Origin of the sequence: Leucobacter celer subsp. astrifaciens (assembly GCF_001273835.1) — a bacterium.
Taxonomy (GTDB): domain Bacteria; phylum Actinomycetota; class Actinomycetes; order Actinomycetales; family Microbacteriaceae; genus Leucobacter; species Leucobacter celer.
Map to the genome: position 1 here is coordinate 85,038 of NZ_JHEI01000137.1, position 16,123 is coordinate 101,160.

Here is a 16,123-nt window from a genome sequence, read left to right on the forward strand (position 1 = left end):
CGTGAAGATCGCAGTAGTCGCTACCGGAAAGATCGGCCTCCCCCTCGCCACGCAGTACGCGTCGATGGGGCACGAGGTGATCGGAGTCGATGTCAACCGGGCGCTGGTGGAGTGCATCAATCGCGGTGAGGAGCCGTTCCCCGGCGAGGCCGGGCTCGCCGAGAAGCTCGCCGAGCAGGTGCCCGCGGGCAAGCTGCGCGCCACCACCGAGTACGCCGAGGCGATCCCGGGCGCCGACGCCGTGGTGCTGGTGGTGCCGCTGCTCGTCGACGAGGAGACCTGGCAGCCCGACTTCGGGTGGATGGACGCCGCCACCCGCTCGCTGGCCGAGCACCTGACCCCCGGCACCCTCGTCTCCTACGAGACCACCCTGCCCGTCGGCACCACCCGCGGACGCTGGAAGCCGCTCATCGAGGAGGTCTCCGGCCTCACCGAGGGCGACGACTTCCACCTGGTGTTCTCGCCCGAGCGCGTGCTCACCGGTCGCGTCTACGAGGATCTGCGCAAGTACCCCAAGCTGGTGGGCGGCCTCACCGAGGCCGGTACGCAGCGCGCCATCGAGTTCTACGAGGCCGTGCTCACCTTCGACGAGCGCAGCGACCTGCCCCGTCCCAACGGCGTGTGGGACATGGGCACCGCCGAGGCGGCCGAGATGGCGAAGCTGGCCGAGACCACCTACCGCGACGTCAACATCGGCCTCGCGAACCAGTTCGCGCGCTACGCCGACACCGCCGGCATCGACGTCTACCGCGTCATCGAGGCCTGCAACTCGCAGCCGTTCAGCCACATCCACCGCCCCGGCATCGCGGTCGGCGGGCACTGCATCCCGGTCTACCCGCGGCTGTACCTGTCGACCGATCCCGACGCCGACATCGTGCGCACCGCCCGCAACTACAACGCCACGATGCCCGGCTACGTCGTCGACCGCGTCGAGCAGGTCATCGGCGATCTCGCGGGTCTGCGAGTCGCCGTGCTGGGCGCCTCCTACCGCGGCGGCGTGAAGGAGACGGCCGTGTCGGGCGTGTTCCCCACCGTCGAGGCGCTGACGGAGCGCGGCGCCGTGGTGACCGTGCACGACCCGCTGTTCTCGGACGAGGAGCTGGCCGGCTACGGCTTCACGGCCCACCGGCTCGGCGACGAGGTCGACGTGGCGATCCTGCAGGCGGATCACGCCGACTACCTGCAGCTCGGTCCCGCCGAGTTCCCCGGCATCCGGCTCTTCGCCGACGGCCGTAACGCGACCGATCCCGCTCGCTGGGCCGGAGTGCCGCGCATCGTCATCGGTGCGGGTTCGTAGCCCCGAGCAGCGAGCCGCCAGACACCCATGCCGGAACCGGCAGCCGACAGAATCCACAGTCGACAGAACCAACAGGGAGGATCCCATGGCAAACCCGAGGGTGGTGCTGTTCGGCGCCGGATCGATGGGCCGCAACCACGCGCGCATCATCGCGGCCTCCTCGCACGCCGATCTGGTGGGGATCGTGGATCCCTTCGAGCAGAACGGCCGTGCGGCGACCGACCAGTACGGAGGCGAGTGGTACCCGGACGCGGAGGACGCGCTGAAGCGCGCCGACGCCGTCGTGGTGGCCGCGTCGACCGAGTACCACTACGGCATCGCGACGCAGGTGCTCGATGCCGGCCTCCCCGTGCTGATCGAGAAGCCGGTCTGCCCGTCGCTCGAGCAGACCGAGGAGATCCTGCTGGCGGCCGAGCAGCGCGGGGTGCCGGTGCAGTGCGGGTTCCTCGAGCGCTACAACGCGGGTGTGGTCGCAGCTCAGACGCTCATCGAGGATCCCGTCTACGTGCGCGCCGAACGGCACTCGCCGCACTGGGCGCGCATCAAGACCGGCGTCGCCTGGGACGTGCTGGTGCACGACGCCGACCTGATCTCGCGCATCTTCGGGTCGCAGAGCCCCGAGAAGGTGAACGCCGAGCTCGGCTACTTCCATCCGCAGTCGGTCGAGGGCGCGGAGGACGTGATCGACATGACGCTGCGCTTCCCGGGCAACGGGATCGCCTCGGCCTCGGCGAGCCGCATCGGCCAGCGCAAGGTGCGCCGACTCACCATCCAGTCGCTCGACTCGATGGTCGAGGTGGACCTGCTGCTGCGCAGCGTCACCAAGTACCGCCACACCAACATCGAGAGCACCGATGGCCGGGCCGGTTTCAAGCAGATGACCGAGATGGAAGTGCCCGAGGTGTCGGGGCTCGAGCCGCTCGCGGCCCAGTTCGAGCACTTCGTCGACCTCGTCGAGGGGCGCGTCGACATTGACGAGGAACGCCGCAGCATCCTGCCGGCGCACCGCATCATCGCGGCGGCGCTCGAGCAGAGCTGACGCCTCGCGGTCTGCCCTGCCGCTCAACCGGCGGTACCGTCATCCTGCGTGAGCTTGCGAGTCGCAGGATCTATCACGTGAGATCCTGCGACTGCGTTCGCTGCGCTCTCTTCGCGCAGGATGACGGATGGTTCGCTGGTTGAGCGAGGAGCGCAGCGACGAGTCGAAACCTGAGTGGCTGGGTTTCGACTCGCTGCGCTCCGCTCAACCAGCGGTGCCCTGCGCTCGCTCAACCGGGGAAAGGCCACTCCGGCGACTCGGTGCGGTAGAAGTTGAACCGCTGATCCGGGAGCGACTCGGTCTCGATCAGGGTCAGCGAGAAGACGCCGGTGGAGACGAAGCCCAACCAGTAGCCGGTGTCGTACGCGAAGGGGAGTTCGCCCTGCAGATCGGCGTCCGTGCACACGGGGTCGGGCTCCGACGGCGGCGGGCCGATGCGGAGCGCCCCGGGAGCGGAGACGTAGCTGATCGTGCCCACGTCGTCCGACGGCAGCTCGAAGTACCGCTCGTCCTGGTCGAGGCTCTCGAGGCGCCAGGTGCCCGAGAACTCGCTGCAGCCCGCGGTCGCGCGCCAGGATCCGTCCTCGTCGAAGTCCACGACGGTCGTCGACGTGTCGGACGACGGACCCACCCAGCGGCCGACGAGCGACACGCCGTCGACCCGGCTGCGCTCGAGCACCGTCTCGCCTCCGTCGGCGTCGGTCAGCACCAGCGTGTCGTCCGAGGTGATCCCGGCCGCCGTCGCACCCCACATGGTCTCGGGGAGCGGCTCGTTGTCGCACCCCATCGCGGTCATGAACCCGTAGTCGTCCGTGTCGAGCGCGCCCGTCTCATCGACGCTCCACGTCCCCTCCGCGGTGTTGCAGCCGTCGGAGCCGAACCACAGGCCGTACTCGGTCAGCTCGAGGAACGCGTTCTGGTTCGCGGGCTCGGGAGCCCGCCAGCGGCCGACCATCGCCTCCGCGAGCGGGAGATCCGTCGGCTGCGCGTCGGGATCCCCGGCATCGTCCCCGGGCTCCGCATCATCGGGGGCCTCCTGCGGAACCGCGATCCCCGGTGGATGCGGTTCTTCGGCCCCGACGAGCGGAGCGGTGAGCTGGGACGCGGCGAGCACCGCTCCGAATGCGAGCACGCCCGCACCCAGGACACCGAGTGCGTGAGTGAAAGACGGCATCGTCGTTCCTTCCGCTCGAGCGCCGATGGCTACGGCGCAACGATGACCGGTGCGCCCTCATCAGCGCGCTGCAGTAGGACAGACTGCCACTCCTCGGCGGAGGATCCCGGCTCCGCGATGAGGATCATCACGCGGTTCTGGTCGATGAAGTCGAGACCCGTGGCATCCGCGAGCATGAGGGGCAGGTTCACCGAGTCGAGATCCTCGCAGGCCATTCTCGTCATACCGGAGAGGTCGCCGACGACGAGCCGACCCCACGTCGGGTTCAGAGCGGAGACGTCGTCCGTAGCGGAGTCGGCGTCGGAGCCCACTGCCGACAGCTCCCACGATCCGGTCGCGGTGTTGCAGCCGTCCGAGCTCTCCCAGCGCCCGGTGAGCGCGAACTCGACGTAGGCCCCGCCGGTGCTCTGCTCCGGCACCCAGCGTCCCGCCAGCGAGATGCTGCCGTGGCGGGCCTGCACCAGCGTGGTCTGCTCGCCGTCCGCGTCCGTGAGCACCAGCTCCCAGTCGGGTGTGACCTCTGCGGACACGGCGTAGCGCACCGCCGTGGGGATCGGTTCGTTGTCGCACGCGATCATCGTCATGGCCTCGGTACCGTCGATGCTGAGATCGCCGTCCTCGGTGGCGCTCCAGGTGCCGTTCAGCCCGTTGCAGCCGTCGGACGCAAACCAGAGCCCGTACTGGGTGAACTCGACGAAGGCGTCCTGATTGGCGGGCTCGGGGGCCTGCCAGCGCCCGAGTATGGCCTGCTCGAGCAGTGCCTCGGAGGGGTCGCCCGTCGGGCCCGGCACGACCGGCAGCTCCTCGAGGTCCTCATCGGCGGTGTGGTCGTCCACGGCGTCCTCCTGACCCGAGTCGTGCGCCGGCGTCGGCTCCACGAGCGGCGCGGTGAGCTGGTGGGAGGCGAATACCGCCCCGAACGCGAGCACCCCCGCACCGAAGATGCAGAGCGTGTGAGTAAGAGTCGACATCGGGGCCTCCCTGCGATCGATGCTGTTGCTCGCAGTCTAGGGGCTCCGCGGTTAGGGGCGCGTTAGGCGTCGCCGGTTGAGTGGGCGCAGGGGGTCGAAGCCCGTCGGCGGGGTGTGTGATTTCGACTCGGCTGCGCCTCGCTCAATCAGCGGTGCCTCGCTCGATCGGCTGCGCCTCGCTCGATCGGCGGTGCCTCGATCAATCGGCGGTAGGCGCGGGTGGGGAGTTGTCCGGGTGCGGCGTCAGACCGCGCTCCACGAGGTCCATCAGCTCGGCCACGCGCAGGCTGTCGCGGCGCAGCTCGTCGAGGTCGGCCTCGAGGCGCGAGATGCGCTCGCGCTCCGCCTGCAGCTCCTGCTCGAGCCGGTGGACGGTGGCGCCGTGTCGGCCGAAGACGCGTCGCACGCGGCCGAGCGCGCGTCGCGGCAGGCTGCTCTGATTCATACCGTGCTCTCCTGTCATGCGGTGGGATCGATCGGGTGGGTGGTGCCCTCGCGGGCTCCCGGCGAGGTGAGGCGCACGATGGCGCCGGTGGGGTGCCGTCGCGGATCCGCGGAGGCGGATGGCCGATCGGCGGTCGTGGTCGGGGCCGTGGTCTGGGTCGTGCGGTCGCTGTCGAGCGCGAAGCACTCGAGCTCCAGGCCGAAGCGCGCCGCTTCTGCTTCGAGCTGCGCCTCCTCGAGATGCCAGCCGGTCGGATCCTCGAAGTGCACATCGGCGGCCGGTGCCGCGTGGAAGGTGAGACGCGCGGCGCCCCCGCTGCGCAGCGCCATGCGTAGGATCCTCCAGGCGTACACCCGGCCGTGATGGCCGAGCTGCTCCACGACATGGTTCGCGACGACGTCGAATGCGCCCGCGATGCCGTGCGCTCGCGGGAATGCCAGGGAATCCGCGCGGTAGAGATTGAGGTGTTCGAATGCGGCGCGGGATCCCGCGGTGCGCCTCGCGGTCCGCAGCGCCTCCGCCGAGTAGTCGCCCCCCAGCACCCGTCGCTCGGGCCGCGCCTCGGCGAGCATTCTGCTCAGTTCGCCGGCCCCGCTGCCCAGGTCGATGAGCGCGGGTGCGTGCAGCAGTTCGGCCTGCTCCAGCAGCCAGTCCCGTCCGGCGGCCCAGTGCTCCTCTTCCGAGACGGCGTCCGCGCTGAAGAACTCGTCCCAGAATTCGCGCTGGAAGTTGAAGGCGCCGAACCAGTTGTCGAATCGTCGCCGAGTCTCGATCGGCGTCTCCAGGCGGTAGCCGGGGATCGGCGTCCGCCAGTTCTCGTCGTAGTTGATGGTGAGCCAGCGGTCGGTGTCGGCGGGAGCCGGGAACCCCGTGCCGTCGATGGACACCTCGCCGAAGGGCAGCATCTGATCCCGCCGCATCTCGCCGCGCACGTGGAACGGCTGGTTGACGAGTCCGTCGGCGGTGAAGAACGCCGTGAACACGTCGATGTAGTGCTGCACCGGCGCTGGTCCGGATCCCGCGCCCGGTTCCTCTCGGAAGAGCAGCTGCATGTGCGTGGCGCTGTGCCGCTTGAGCTCGTAGCCGAGCGCCTGCAGCTCCCGGCCCACCCGGAAGGCCTCCACCGCGACGTCGGCGGGGTTCGTGTGCTCCGAGAGATAGGCGATGTCGGCGTCGTCGTCATGGGGGAGCAGCGTGCCGTCGCGCACCGCCCCCAGGAGCGTGCCCCCGACGATGAATGGCCGCAGGCCGAGTCCGCGCAGCTGCTCGACGATCAGGGCCGAGCGCTCCACGATGAGCCGCCGAGTCTCCGTTCCCATCGCCTCGAGCGCCACACCCAGGCGGCCCCACTTGTTGAGCACGAGGGGGGATCCCGAGCCGTCGACCACGCGGGTGCGATGCTCTGCGGCGTCGAAACGCACCTCGCGGGCCTCGATCTCGGCGCCGCTGCCCGAGTCGTGCACGCTCAGCAGTGTGCGGCCGGTGAGGTGGGGCCTCAGCGCCTCCGGCCACTCCACGGCGAACGGCTCGCCCGGATCCTCGCTCCGCACATCGATCGACCAGATGCGAGAGCCGTCGAAGCGGACGTCGATGGAGTCGGTGCCCTCGGGGAGCGCATCGACGGCGAGACGGTGAGGAGTGGAATGCGGGTTCATAGGTGAGGGGTCCCTGACGGTTGCCGCAAGTCTAACGGTGGAAGCGGCGGGCACTAAGCTGGTGCGCATGGATCTTCTCGTCGTCGGATCAGGTTTCTTCGGGCTCACCATCGCCGAGCGCGCCGCGAGCGCGGGCAAGCGAGTCGTCGTGATCGACCGCCGTTCGCATATCGGAGGCAACGCCTACTCGGAGGCAGAGCCCGAGACGGGGATCGAGGTGCACCGGTACGGCGCGCACCTCTTCCACACGTCGAACGAGACGGTGTGGGAGTACGTGAACCGCTTCACGAAGTTCACGAACTACGTGCACAAGGTGTACTCGAACTTCAAGGGCGAGGTCTACCCGCTGCCCATCAACCTGGGCACCATCAACCAGTTCTTCCGCGCCGCCTACGGCCCCGACGAGGCGCGGGCGCTGATTGCGCAGCAGGCCGAGGAGTTCGACACGAAGTCGGCGAAGAACCTGGAGGAGAAGGGCATCTCCCTCATCGGGCGCCCCCTCTACGAGGCCTTCATCCGCGACTACACGTCGAAGCAGTGGCAGACCCCCACCACCGAGCTGCCCGCCGAGGTCATCTCGCGCCTGCCGGTGCGCTACACCTACGACAACCGCTACTTCAACGACACGCACGAGGGACTGCCCGTCGACGGCTACACCGCGTGGCTGGAGCGGATGGCGGATCACCCGAACATCGAGGTGCGCCTCGACACCGACTTCTTCGACGAGTCGCAGCCGCTCAACAAGCGGGCCGTGGTGGGCAAGGTGCCGGTGGTGTACACCGGCCCGGTGGACCGCTACTTCGACTACGCCGAGGGCGAGCTCGGCTGGCGCACGCTCGACTTCGAGCAGGAGGTGCTGCCGACGGGCGACTTCCAGGGCACGAGCGTCATGAACTACGCGGGGTCCGACGTTCCGTACACGCGGATCCACGAGTTCCGCCACTTCCACCCCGAGCGCGAGTACCCCTCCGACAAGACGGTCATCATGCGGGAGTTCTCCCGCTTCGCCACGCGCGAGGACGAGCCGTACTACCCCGTGAACACCCCCGAGGACCGCGAGCGCCTGCTGAAGTACCGCGAGCTCTCGGCCGCGGAGGATCGGGTGCTGTTCGGCGGACGCCTCGGCACCTACCAGTACCTCGACATGCACATGGCGATCGGCTCGGCTCTCACCATGTACAACAACAAGCTCGCCGAGTTGCTCTGACGGGCGTTCGACCCTCCATCCTCCTCTTCTGGGAGCGCCGATCGGCGGAATTCCTCAGATGTTGGTTTCAGGACTTGCACAGCTTCGTTTAAGCTGTTCTCGGTCCGCGTCATCAGCGGATGTAGAAGGGGGAACCGTGCAATCCATTCTGAAACCCGCCGTGGGAGCCGCCCTGGCGCTCCTGCTCGTGCTGAGCGCAGCACCGGCGCAGGCCTTCGGCCCGCCGCCCGGCGACACCGACCCGGCGACCGCGGTCGAGGAACAGGGGGCTGGCGAGGAGACCTCGTCCGAGGACCCCGCGGCAGTCGAAGACTCGGAGGGCTTGGGGGAGCCTGCGGAGTCCGATGACATCGCGGATCCGACCGATCCCGAGTCCGCTGAGGAAGTCGATATTCCGGCCGACGCCGTGGAGGCCGTCGGCGACGCCGTGGCCGACGAGGAGATCTCCGAGGCACCGAGCGAGATCCTGGTGAGCGGCAAGCTGCTGTTCCTGCCGAACGAGCCTGCTGCGGCGCTCACGACCGAACTGCACGAGCACGGTGAAGACAGCGAAGCCGCGCACGAAATCGCAGAACAGCTCGAGGGCGGCACATGGTCGCTCGCGACGACCGAAGGGCCGATCGTGCCGGTCGACACAGCTACCCTGGGCGGCGCGGTCGATTCGAACTCCGACTTCGCCGGCACCCTGCAGCTCGATGCCGAGTCCCAGGCCGAAGTGCAGGCGGAGATCGACGCTGAGGGCTCGGTGGACGTGGCCGAGGTGCTCGACACCGTGGCCGAGGTGTCTGCGCGCAACGAAGCTCCCGCCGTCGTGGCCGGTGCAGCCGTGGCACCCGAGGTGATCGCCGGGGCACCCGCCAAGAGGCAGCACGTGGCAGACATCGTGGTCGTGGGCGGAGCGACATCCCAGTCCACCGCCCAGAACCTCGTGACCCAGTCGGGAAGCTACTGGAAGGGCCAGACCAACAGCGCGGTCAACGGCATCAAGCTGGGCGGCTACAGCACCCTGCCTGCTTCGGCGGCGCATGCGTGCAACGCGGACAGCCTGTGGGCGAAGGCTGCTGCGAAGTTCGGCAGGACGCCGGCGAGCTACTACTCCGGAGCCCGGCACCTGGTGGTCTACGTGGCCCACGGCAATTGCGGACCGGCCGGTCTCGGTCACGTCGGCAGCATCCACTCGGGAGGCACCGTGTGGGTGGACCTCAACGCGCGTGCGAGCGGCCGTCCCGTGAGCGACATGCTTGCGGTCGTCGCACATGAGATCGGCCACAACCTCAGCCTCGGCCACGGCCAGGTGCGCGAGTGCACCGGTTCCCGCGTCGATGCGAAGACCTCGATGCAGGCCGACCCGCAGACCGGCTTGCGGGTGACCAAGCCGGTGAGCCCGTGCCGCGATCTCGAGTACGGTGACGCCTGGAACATCATGGGAGTCTCCGTCGGCGGAGTGACCCCTGCGCTCTCGATCGCGCAGAAGGCCGCGCTCGGCGTGCTGCCCTCGGGCAGCGTCAAAACCGTCAACGCCTCGGGCGGTCGCACGCAGACCATCACCATCAGTCGGGCCGGCAACAACTCGGGCCTGCGAGGTCTGAAGGTCAACACCCAGAGCGGAGGCAGCTTCTACGTAGAGTTCCGCAGCGGGGGCGGCCAGGATACGGGTACGGGCCTCGGCAACAACACCTACATCTCGTTCAACGACGGTCGCAAGACCCGTCTCGTCACCGGTGTGCAGGTGGTCAAGAGCTACCCGAAGGCCCAAGCCAAGTGGACTGATGGTGTCTGGCGCTCGTTCGACTACAAGCGCTCCACGGTCATCCCGTTCCGCAGCGGATCGACGTTCTACTCCTCCGGCAAGAGCGGTCAGTCGACGACCCCGGTGAGCAGCAACGCCAGAGTCACGGTGGTGTCCACCAATGCCACGCAGGCAAAGGTGCGCATCAGCTACACACCGTTCATCGACGTGCCATACGACCACAAGTTCGGCAAGGAGATCAACTGGATGAGTTCGAAGGGGCTCTCCACCGGCATCAACGCGGGCAAGGGACTCAAGAAGTACGCGCCCAAGAGCAACGTCACGCGCGAGGCGATGGCGGCCTTCCTCTACCGGCTGAACGCCCCGAAGGGCTACAAGGCCCCGAAGACCTCGCCGTTCTCCGACGTGAAGCCCGGGCAGAAGTTCTACAAGGAGATCTCCTGGATGTACAAGTCCGGGCTGTCGACGGGGGTGAAGCAGAAGTCGGGCAAGCCGAAGTTCATGCCGAAGAGCAGCGTGACGCGCGAGGCGATGGCGGCCTTCATCTACCGGATGGAGAAGGCGACCTACAAGGGTGCGAAGACGTCGCAGTTCTCCGACGTGAAGCGCGGCCAGAAGTTCTACAAGGAGATCTCCTGGATGTACCAGCAGAAGCTCTCCACGGGCGTGAAGCAGAAGAAGGGCAAGCCCAAGTACCTGCCCAAGAGCAGCGTGACCCGTGAGGCGATGGCGGCGTTCATCTACCGCCTGGAGAGCTGACGGGCTGCTCCGCATGACGGAGGGGGCGGGTTTCCGATCGGAAACCCGCCCCCTCCGTCATGCACCCGGTGCGGTGATCGATCGTTCAGCCGCTAGTCGTGGCGCAGGCGGGAGCGGTGCTTCTTGTTCCGCACCTCCTCGGAGATGGTGCCGATCGTGCCCGTCACCGATTGCTCGTCCTCCCAGCACTCGACGCCCGTGACGTCCGGCATCCGGTCGCGGGTGAAGACGGGATCGCGCCCCTCGCGCCGCTGCTGCGAGTAGTCCTTGATCAGCCGCATCGCGACCGGCGACAGCAGCGCGATGGCGATGAGGTTGATGAGCGCCATCAGGCCCATGATCCCGTCGGCGATGTTCCAGATGAGATCCGCGCCCGCGATCGAACCCAGGAAGACGGCGATCAGCACCGCGACCCGCAGGCCGGGAACGGCGAAGCGGTTCGAGGTGATGTACTCCATGTTCGATTCGCCGTAGTAGTAGTTGCCGAGCACCGAGGTGAACGCGAGCAGGAAGATGATGATCGCGAGCATGACGCCCGTCCAGTCGCCGAGCGCGTCGGCCAGGGCGTTCTGGGTCAGATAGACCCCGCGCTCGGCCGTCGACAGGTCTGGGGCCGAGACGAGGATGATGAACGCGGTGATCGAGCAGACCAGCCAGGTGTCGAAGTAGACGCCGAGGGTCTGCACGAGCCCCTGCTTGACGGGGTGCGTGACGGCCGCCGTGGCGCTCGCGTTCGGCACCGAGCCCATGCCGGCCTCGTTCGAGAACATGCCCCGCTTCACTCCGGTCATGATGATGACGCCGAGGGTGGCTCCCGCGACCTGCGTGGTTCCCCACGCCTCGGTGAAGATCGAGAAGAACGCCGCGGGCAGGTTGTCCCAGTTCATACCGACGATGATGAGGCCGATCATCAGGTAGGCGAAGGCCACGACCGGGATCGCGGTCTGCGAGACGCTCGCGATGCGGTGCACGCCGCCGAAGATCACCAGGGCGGTCAGCACGACGACGACCCCGCCGACCACGAACGGGATCCAGGCGGCTGCCGACTCGTCGGCGACACCGACGATGGTGCGGGCGAGCGTGTTGGCCTGGAGCGAGTTGAACGCGAACGGGAAGCACATGATCAGCAGCACCGAGAACGCGACGGCCAGCTTGCGTGACCCCAGCCCGCGCTCGATGTAGTAGGCCGGCCCGCCGCGGAACGCGCGCTTGCCGGTGCGCGTCTTGTAGAGCTGCGCGAGCGAGGACTCGATGAGGCTCGTCGCGCCGCCGATGAACGCCATGAGCCACATCCAGAAGATCGCGCCCGGTCCGCCGACGACGATCGCGGTGCCGACCCCGGCGATGTTGCCGACGCCGACGCGCGATGCCGCCGAGAGCGTGAACGCCTGGAACGCCGAGATGGACTGCGGCCGCCCCTCCTCGTCGAGCGGTGAGCGGTCGGTGATCGTGCGGAACATCTCGGGGAGCCACCTGAACTGCACGAACCCGGAGCGGAGGGTCAGATACAACCCGACGAACACGATCACCGGCGCGAGGGCGTAGGACCACATCTGGTCCACTGCGAATCCGACGGTGTCGGCGAGTTCTGCACGTACGACGCTGTAATCCGGCATGCGGCAACAGTAACCCGCTGCGCGCGCACGGTAAAGTGCGAAGCGCGGCGTGGAGTGCTGCGAGAGTCGCCGGACTCAGCGGTGGATTCTGCGACGGAGCCTGTGCTGCGCGAGCTTGCGAGTCGCAGCGCGCAGAATGACGGGTGGGACGCCGGTCATCCTGCGCGAGTTCGCGAGTCGCAGGATCCAGAGGCCCAGCGCGGGCGTTATCGGCCCTCGAACGTCTTCTTCCACTCCTCGACCGAGGTGATGCGGGGCAGCGCCGCACGATACTCGCGCGCCAGCCGATCCCAGTTCTTCTCGATCTTGCGGGTCAGCATGCGCGACTCGCGCAGTAGGCGGCGGAACTTCGCGCGATCGTGGCGGTACCACATCTTGCCCGCTCCGTCGGCGGACCCGACGATCACGCTGCTGTGGTGCGGGATCTGCCACCACGTCGCGTCGAGCTTCGGGTACTCGAGCTCCGGTGCCTGCATGTCGGCCTCGTTGCTCTTGCGCAGCCAGTGCTGAGGCACCATGCGCAGTGTGAAGATCCCGAGGCGCAGGCCGGCGGGACCGACCGGATCCTCGAGCAGCGGCAACGCGCGGCCGCCGCTCGACACGGGAGCGTCCTCGTCGCCCGAGCGGTACACGCGGGTCTCCGGGAAATCGGCGGCGCGGGCGCGGGCCTGCGGCATGTCCTTCGCGATCTCGCCGTGCAGCCGGTCCGGGCCGCGCAGCACGGAGCGCATGCCGTCGACCGCCAGCTGCACCGCGTAATACTGCATGTTGAGCAGCTTCTTGATGTCCTGCCTGCCGCTGTTCTGGAGCAGCTGCCCCCCGCCCGGTCGATCCGAGTGCAGCAGGCCGGCGATGATCCGGTTGCGCGTGTGGAAGAACGCCTGCCAGTCCTGTGAGTCGTCCTTGTCGATCCACGACACGTGCCACAGCGCCACCCCGGGAAGCGACACGGTGCGGTATCCGGCCGCCTTCGCCCGCAGCCCGTACTCCGCGTCATCCCACTTGATGAAGGCGGGCAGCGACAGCCCGATCTCCGCGATGATGCGCTTCGGGATCATGCACATCCACCAGCCGTTGTAGTCGGCGTCGAGGCGCGCGTGCATCCACTTCGTCTGGCGCAGGTTGCGCTTGCGGAAGTCGTGCCGGTGCTGCTCCTCGAACGAGGGCCCCCACATGAACGGTCCCGGGCGCACGACCTCGGCCCAGGCGTGCAGCACGGGCTTGTCGAGCAGGTCGAACATGTGCCCGCCCACGATCACCGGGGTGCGGCTGAAGCGGCCGAACTGCAGCGCGCGCAGGGCGCTCTCGGTCTCGAACTCGACGTCGTCGTCGAGCAGCAGCAGGAAGTCGGTGTCCTCGCGCTCGAGCGTCTCGGCCATGGAGCGGGCGAAGCCGCCCGAACCGCCGATGTTGCCCTGCTCGATCACCCGCAGCTTCTCGCCCAGCCGCTCGGCGACCGCGTCGAAGCCGGGCTCGTCGTGCACCTTGCGCGTGCCCTGATCCACCAGGAAGATGCGGTCGATGCCCTCGAGCAGCGCCGGATCGTCGGCGATGTTGGTGAGCGTGCCCACGCAGTAGTCGGGCTTGTTGTATGTGGTCATGCCCAGGCTCAGCTGGCCGGTGGAGACGGGATCGGCGTCGGTGGTCCACGATCCGCTCTCGAGGATCAGCTCGTCGGTGCCGGTCTCATCGGTGCTGGCGATGAGGTCGAACCAGTACCAGCCGCCGTCGCTGAACGCCGTGAGGGGCAGGTCGAAGACGCTCTCGGCGCTGCCTCCGACCACACGCGAGTCGACGCGCTGCTGCACGCCCTGGGCGTTGGAACGGTAGACGATGATGGTGCCGGGACCCTGCGTGCGCAGGGTGAGGGTGACCTGATCGACCACGGTCCAGCGCTGCCAGTAGGCGGCGGGGAAGGCGTTGAAGTAGCTGGCGAAGGAGACGCGACGGCCGGAGCGCACGCGCACGCTGGTGCGTGACAGCACGTTGTCGATGTGCGCGTTCTGGCTCAGCCGCACCGGCTTTCCGCGCACCGTGGTCCAGGTCTCGGCGTCGGCGTAGAGCGGCAGCACATCGGGATCCTTGGCCAGCGGGAAAACGACGTTCTGGAGCGTGGTCGGCATCGAAGGCGCGCCTCTCTTGACTGACGGGGAGCCGGATCACCCGGCCGTTGCAACCCCCACAGTCTACCGAGGGGCTGCTCGGTACTCGCCGAGGGGCGGCTGTGCTTCGTGCGTCGCCCGCCACCCTGCGTGAGGACCGAGTCGCAGGGTCTACTCTCTGTCATCCTGCGCGAGCTTGCGAGTCGCAGGATCCACACCGTGCATCGTTCCGGTTCGATGGATCCTGCGACTCCGGCTCGTTCCTCGCCTCCGCGCAGGATGACGGGGCGGCCGCCGACCCGTCAGTCGACATCGAGGCGGTGGCTCACGCGCCACACGGCGACCGTGAGCTGCGGCACCTCCGCTGCGATCTCGCGCAGCAGCTCGAACTCGACGCGATCCGCGTTGCGACGGTGCTCGTGCGCGTCCGGGCCGCCGGAGAGCGCTGCAAGGCGCGCCAGACCGAACTCGGCCAGCTGGCCGCGATCCTCGAGCATCTCGTCGCGCAGCGCGAGGACGACCAGCTCATCGACCTCCGGCACCTCCGCCACCGCGGTGGCGGGATCCTCGCCGTCGCGCATGCGATGCTCGAGGATCGTGTCGCGCTCGAGGCGCGCATCGGACCGGAGACGCTGCAGCCGTTCGGTGGTCATCAGCACGGCGTCACCGTCCGTTCCGCAGCTGCGGCACCGCGATGGGGCCGGTGTGGCGCGGGATCGGCACGCGCCGCCAGGGCAGTTTCGTCGGCTCGGCGTCGAGCGAGGGCAGCTGGAAGTCGAAGCGCGACTTCACCGCGAGGAGCACCAGCAGCAGCCAGTTGCCCTCGATGAGCAGTCGGCTCTCGGTGAGCGACTGCACCAGCAGGGCCACCATCACCAGGAACGGCCACAGCGCGCTCGTCGCGTAGGGCAGCGGGTCGCCGAAGCCGCGGCGGGGCGGATCCACCGCGCGGAACCAGACCCGCCACATGGTGAGCACCACGAGCGGGGCGAAGGCGAGCACGCCGACGATGCCCAGCTGCAGCCAGACGTCGAGCCACGCGTTGTGCGCGCTCATCACCGTCACCCCGGCCTTGACGTCGAGCGATTCGAACGGCTCGACCCACGGCGCCCAGTAGCTCACCCAGCCCCAGCCGAACCAGGGCCGCTGCTCGGCCAGCTCGATCACCGCGTGCCAGGTCTCGAGGCGGCCCGTCATGTCGGCGCTCTTGCCGAGCAGGCCGAAGACGAAGTCGCGCGCGAAGAGCACGAGCGCGACGGCGGCCACCACCAGCGTGGTGCCGGTCAGGTAGAGCGGCACGCGCCGCTCGGGGCCGAGACGGCGGGCCCACAGCGCGAGCGCCAGCGCGACCGCCGCCGCCGCGAGCGCCACCCACACCGTCGCCCCGCGCGTCAGCAGGACCGTGGCGAGCGCGGCGCACACCCAGAACCATCCGGTGAAGGGGCGCACGAGCCCGGCGCGCAGCTGGATCCCGAACACGATCAGTCCCAGCAGGCCGATGAAGCCGAACAGCACCGAGCTGGCGACGATGCCCTGGATGGGACCGCCGGCGAACAGCAGATCGCGGCTCCAGTACAGCAGCTTCGGCACCGTTCCCGACTCGGGCACCTCGGCGATGGGCTGCAGCACGGGTTGGCGCACGACGAGCGCGACCCACAGCTCGAAGAGGAAGGAGACGCCGATGAGCCAGCGCAGCGCCGAGCCGAGCGTGCGCAGCACTTCGTGCCAGGTGAGCACGAACGCGAGCACCACGGCCAGCAGTGTCGTGGCCAGCTGCGCGGTCACGCCGAGCACGCTCTCGAGCCGGTACTGCGACCACGCGATCGAGAGCACCGCGAGCGTCAGGAACCAGTAGACGGGGGAGGGCAGCCGGTACCACCGGAAGCGCTCGGGCTTCAGCCGCACGAAGAGCACCACGCCCCAGACGGTCAGCGCCGCCGCGACGGCGAGAAAGCCCCACCATCCCAGCAGATTGCGCACGCCGTTGCTGCCGAGCGTGACGATGAAGACGCAGATCGCGTACGCGCTCACGCCGAGTCTGGTCTTGCTCTCCGCCATAGTCGGTATGGTAGAGCATGGCCCATACGGTGACCTGCGCGGGCGCAGCG

At 68.5% G+C, this 16,123-nt stretch carries 12 protein-coding genes; 4 read left to right on the forward strand and 8 right to left on the reverse strand.

Features of this window, described 5'->3' with window-relative positions:
• Nucleotide 1 precedes the first annotated feature (1 nt).
• Together AMS65_RS10970 and AMS65_RS10975 are read left to right on the forward strand one after the other, a co-directional pair.
• Entirely contained in the window at nucleotides 2-1,297 is a 1,296-nt protein-coding gene (locus AMS65_RS10970; RefSeq protein ID WP_053384215.1) for a nucleotide sugar dehydrogenase, read from the forward strand.
• 85 nt (nucleotides 1,298-1,382) lie between these two features.
• Nucleotides 1,383-2,336: a Gfo/Idh/MocA family protein gene (locus tag AMS65_RS10975; protein WP_053384216.1), complete on the forward strand. Its 954-nt coding sequence runs from the start codon at nucleotides 1,383-1,385 to the stop codon at nucleotides 2,334-2,336.
• A 229-nt stretch (nucleotides 2,337-2,565) separates the two neighbouring features.
• Here the strand turns inward: AMS65_RS10975 and AMS65_RS10980 are convergent, their stop codons facing one another.
• The 4 genes from AMS65_RS10980 to AMS65_RS19445 all read right to left on the reverse strand — a co-directional run bounded on the left by AMS65_RS10980 (nucleotide 2,566) and on the right by AMS65_RS19445 (nucleotide 6,581).
• Nucleotides 2,566-3,510 carry an META domain-containing protein gene (locus tag AMS65_RS10980; protein WP_053384217.1) on the reverse strand — a complete coding sequence of 315 codons (945 nt, stop codon included), beginning with the start codon at nucleotides 3,508-3,510 and terminating at the stop codon, nucleotides 2,566-2,568.
• 29 nt (nucleotides 3,511-3,539) lie between these two features.
• Nucleotides 3,540-4,481: an META domain-containing protein gene (locus tag AMS65_RS10985; RefSeq protein WP_053384218.1), complete on the reverse strand. Its 942-nt coding sequence runs from the start codon at nucleotides 4,479-4,481 to the stop codon at nucleotides 3,540-3,542.
• A 199-nt stretch (nucleotides 4,482-4,680) separates the two neighbouring features.
• The gene (locus AMS65_RS10990; protein ID WP_053384219.1) at nucleotides 4,681-4,926 is read right to left on the reverse strand and encodes a DUF6752 domain-containing protein; all 246 of its coding nucleotides are present in this window, start codon (nucleotides 4,924-4,926) and stop codon (nucleotides 4,681-4,683) included.
• A 14-nt stretch (nucleotides 4,927-4,940) separates the two neighbouring features.
• Nucleotides 4,941-6,581, reverse strand: coding sequence for a class I SAM-dependent methyltransferase (locus AMS65_RS19445; RefSeq protein WP_053384220.1), 1,641 nt, complete (start codon nucleotides 6,579-6,581; stop codon nucleotides 4,941-4,943).
• 67 nt (nucleotides 6,582-6,648) lie between these two features.
• Between AMS65_RS19445 and glf the strand changes: the two genes are divergently transcribed.
• Nucleotides 6,649-7,788, forward strand: coding sequence for a UDP-galactopyranose mutase (gene glf, locus AMS65_RS11000; RefSeq protein WP_053384221.1), 1,140 nt, complete (start codon nucleotides 6,649-6,651; stop codon nucleotides 7,786-7,788).
• A gap of 136 nt (nucleotides 7,789-7,924) precedes the next feature.
• Nucleotides 7,925-10,297: an S-layer homology domain-containing protein gene (locus tag AMS65_RS11005; RefSeq protein ID WP_162231765.1), complete on the forward strand. Its 2,373-nt coding sequence runs from the start codon at nucleotides 7,925-7,927 to the stop codon at nucleotides 10,295-10,297.
• 92 nt (nucleotides 10,298-10,389) lie between these two features.
• On the opposite strand, the gene AMS65_RS11010 is transcribed toward AMS65_RS11005, so the two are convergent.
• The 4 genes from AMS65_RS11010 to AMS65_RS11025 form a co-directional block, all read right to left on the reverse strand.
• A complete protein-coding gene (locus AMS65_RS11010; protein ID WP_053384223.1) occupies nucleotides 10,390-11,913 on the reverse strand; it encodes an alanine/glycine:cation symporter family protein in 1,524 nt (507 codons plus the stop codon).
• A gap of 206 nt (nucleotides 11,914-12,119) precedes the next feature.
• Nucleotides 12,120-14,036 (reverse strand): glycosyltransferase, encoded by a 1,917-nt coding sequence (locus AMS65_RS11015; protein ID WP_053384224.1) that lies wholly within the window; start codon nucleotides 14,034-14,036, stop codon nucleotides 12,120-12,122.
• 281 nt (nucleotides 14,037-14,317) lie between these two features.
• Complete coding sequence (locus tag AMS65_RS11020; RefSeq protein ID WP_053384225.1) at nucleotides 14,318-14,668, reverse strand: hypothetical protein; 351 nt, start codon at nucleotides 14,666-14,668, stop codon at nucleotides 14,318-14,320.
• A gap of 10 nt (nucleotides 14,669-14,678) precedes the next feature.
• On the reverse strand, nucleotides 14,679-16,073 hold the full coding sequence (locus tag AMS65_RS11025) for an O-antigen ligase family protein (RefSeq protein WP_053384226.1): 1,395 nt from the start codon (nucleotides 16,071-16,073) through the stop codon (nucleotides 14,679-14,681).
• Nucleotides 16,074-16,123: the final 50 nt, after the last annotated feature.

Bases quoted from the DNA above. Each gene is read 5' to 3' on its own strand.
- AMS65_RS19445 (WP_053384220.1), bottom strand. From the start codon at position 6,581: ATGAACCCGCATTCCACTCCTCACCGTCTCGCCGTCGATGCGCTCCCC.
- AMS65_RS10985 (WP_053384218.1), bottom strand. From the start codon at position 4,481: ATGTCGACTCTTACTCACACGCTCTGCATCTTCGGTGCGGGGGTGCTC.
- AMS65_RS11020 (WP_053384225.1), bottom strand. From the start codon at position 14,668: ATGACCACCGAACGGCTGCAGCGTCTCCGGTCCGATGCGCGCCTCGAG.
- AMS65_RS11010 (WP_053384223.1), bottom strand. From the start codon at position 11,913: ATGCCGGATTACAGCGTCGTACGTGCAGAACTCGCCGACACCGTCGGA.
- AMS65_RS10990 (WP_053384219.1), bottom strand. From the start codon at position 4,926: ATGAATCAGAGCAGCCTGCCGCGACGCGCGCTCGGCCGCGTGCGACGC.
- AMS65_RS11015 (WP_053384224.1), bottom strand. From the start codon at position 14,036: ATGCCGACCACGCTCCAGAACGTCGTTTTCCCGCTGGCCAAGGATCCC.
- AMS65_RS10980 (WP_053384217.1), bottom strand. From the start codon at position 3,510: ATGCCGTCTTTCACTCACGCACTCGGTGTCCTGGGTGCGGGCGTGCTC.
- AMS65_RS10975 (WP_053384216.1), top strand. From the start codon at position 1,383: ATGGCAAACCCGAGGGTGGTGCTGTTCGGCGCCGGATCGATGGGCCGC.
- glf (WP_053384221.1), top strand. From the start codon at position 6,649: ATGGATCTTCTCGTCGTCGGATCAGGTTTCTTCGGGCTCACCATCGCC.
- AMS65_RS11025 (WP_053384226.1), bottom strand. From the start codon at position 16,073: ATGGCGGAGAGCAAGACCAGACTCGGCGTGAGCGCGTACGCGATCTGC.